At 48.5% G+C, this 2017-nt stretch carries 9 tRNA genes and 3 rRNA genes; all 12 read right to left on the bottom strand.

Annotation, left to right across the window (positions count from 1 at the left end):
* Positions 1 to 468, bottom strand: a 16S ribosomal RNA gene (locus AM506_RS21555); the annotation flags it as partial.
* A gap of 162 nt (positions 469 to 630) precedes the next feature.
* Positions 631 to 706, bottom strand: a tRNA-Ala gene (locus tag AM506_RS21550).
* A gap of 7 nt (positions 707 to 713) precedes the next feature.
* Positions 714 to 790, bottom strand: a tRNA-Pro gene (locus AM506_RS21545).
* Positions 791 to 795: 5 nt separating this feature from the next.
* A tRNA-Arg gene (locus tag AM506_RS21540) sits at positions 796 to 872 on the bottom strand.
* Between the two features lie 85 nt (positions 873 to 957).
* Positions 958 to 1046 (bottom strand) — tRNA-Leu (locus tag AM506_RS21535).
* Positions 1047 to 1053: 7 nt separating this feature from the next.
* A tRNA-Gly gene (locus tag AM506_RS21530) sits at positions 1054 to 1128 on the bottom strand.
* Positions 1129 to 1132: 4 nt separating this feature from the next.
* Positions 1133 to 1217 (bottom strand) — tRNA-Leu (locus tag AM506_RS21525).
* Positions 1218 to 1281: 64 nt separating this feature from the next.
* Positions 1282 to 1357: transfer RNA gene (locus tag AM506_RS21520), tRNA-Lys, on the bottom strand.
* Positions 1358 to 1392: 35 nt separating this feature from the next.
* A tRNA-Thr gene (locus tag AM506_RS21515) sits at positions 1393 to 1468 on the bottom strand.
* A gap of 33 nt (positions 1469 to 1501) precedes the next feature.
* Positions 1502 to 1577, bottom strand: a tRNA-Val gene (locus tag AM506_RS21510).
* 12 nt (positions 1578 to 1589) lie between these two features.
* Positions 1590 to 1706: ribosomal RNA gene (gene rrf, locus AM506_RS21505) — 5S ribosomal RNA — on the bottom strand.
* 103 nt (positions 1707 to 1809) lie between these two features.
* Positions 1810 to 2017, bottom strand: a 23S ribosomal RNA gene (locus AM506_RS21500); the annotation flags it as partial.

Here is a 2017-nt window from a genome sequence, read left to right as displayed (position 1 = left end):
CGGCACTTGTTCTTCCCTAACAACAGAGCTTTACGATCCGAAAACCTTCATCACTCACGCGGCGTTGCTCCGTCAGACTTTCGTCCATTGCGGAAGATTCCCTACTGCTGCCTCCCGTAGGAGTCTGGGCCGTGTCTCAGTCCCAGTGTGGCCGATCACCCTCTCAGGTCGGCTACGCATCGTTGCCTTGGTGAGCCGTTACCTCACCAACTAGCTAATGCGCCGCGGGTCCATCTGTAAGTGRTAGCTAAAAGCCATCTTTCAACATTTCCTCATGCGAGGAAATGAGTTATCCGGTATTAGCCCCGGTTTCCCGGAGTTATCCCAGTCTTACAGGCAGGTTACCCACGTGTTACTCACCCGTCCGCCGCTGATATCAGGGAGCAAGCTCCCATCAATCCGCTCGACTTGCATGTATTAGGCACGCCGCCAGCGTTCGTCCTGAGCCAGGATCAAACTCTCCGATAAAAGTTTGAATAGCTCTTTAAAATAAATCTAGAATTAACGTTGACGTATTGTCTTGTTTTGTTCAGTTTTCAAGGTTCAATGTGTAAGTGCTTCGTTTGAAGCGACTTGATAATCATATCATTTCCACTCATTGAGTGTCAATAACTTTTTATAAAAACTTTTTGGTGGAGCCTAGCGGGATCGAACCGCTGACCTCCTGCGTGCAAAGCAGGCGCTCTCCCAGCTGAGCTAAGGCCCCAAAGAAGTGGTCGGGAAGACAGGATTCGAACCTGCGACCCCTTGGTCCCAAACCAAGTGCTCTACCAAGCTGAGCTACTTCCCGAAATATGGCGCGCCCGAGAGGAGTCGAACCCCTAACCTTTTGATCCGTAGTCAAACGCTCTATCCAATTGAGCTACGGGCGCAAAGTATAGTCTATAATAGTAATGTAAGGATAGATATTTTGCTGACGCAAATCAATGAAGATTATTTTGCTGTCGCAAAAAATCCTGGTGCCGAGGACCGGAATCGAACCGGTACGGTAGTCACCTACCGCAGGATTTTAAGTCCTGTGCGTCTGCCAGTTCCGCCACCCCGGCAATTTCATGGAGCGGAAGACGGGATTCGAACCCGCGACCCCCACCTTGGCAAGGTGGTGTTCTACCACTGAACTACTTCCGCGAAATGGTGCGGGTGAAGGGACTTGAACCCCCACGCCTTGCGGCGCCAGATCCTAAGTCTGGTGCGTCTGCCAATTCCGCCACACCCGCATGTTCTTTTCATTTTCACATTGGAGAAAATGAAGGAAAGATATTTTGCTTGCGCAAAAATCTATGGTGAGCCATGAAGGATTCGAACCTTCGACCCTCTGATTAAAAGTCAGATGCTCTACCAACTGAGCTAATGGCTCCTAAAATTAAAAAAAGACACAAAATAAAATATCAATGGTGCCGGCAAGAGGACTTGAACCCCCAACCTACTGATTACAAGTCAGTTGCTCTACCAGTTGAGCTACACCGGCATATTGAATGAAGTTATTTCACTTTTGAAAAAATGGTGGAGGATGACGGGATCGAACCGCCGACCCTCTGCTTGTAAGGCAGATGCTCTCCCAGCTGAGCTAATCCTCCGAAATATGTATCGCCTGGCGACGTCCTACTCTCACAGGGGGAGATCCCCCAACTACCATCGGCGCTGAAGAGCTTAACTTCCGTGTTCGGCATGGGAACGGGTGTGACCTCTTCGCCATTGTCACCAGACGAATATTCAATTGAAGGATTATTCCTTCAAAACTAGATAAAGGATTGATGTCAAGAAAGCCAAATATCGACCAATTGTTGTTCATTAAAATAATGACTCTTTGTGGTTAAGTCCTCGATCGATTAGTATCAGTCAACTCCACATGTCGCCATGCTTCCATCTCTGACCTATCTACCTAGTCATCTTCTAGGGATCTTACTCACTTACGTGATGGGAAATCTCATCTCGAGGGGGGCTTCATGCTTAGATGCTTTCAGCACTTATCCCTTCCGCACATAGCTACCCAGCGATGCCTTTGGCAAGACAACTG

Origin of the sequence: Rossellomorea vietnamensis, assembly GCF_001305855.1 — a bacterium.
GTDB lineage: Bacteria > Bacillota > Bacilli > Bacillales > Bacillaceae_B > Rossellomorea > Rossellomorea vietnamensis_A.
This window is presented reverse-complemented; position numbering and strand designations above follow the sequence as displayed.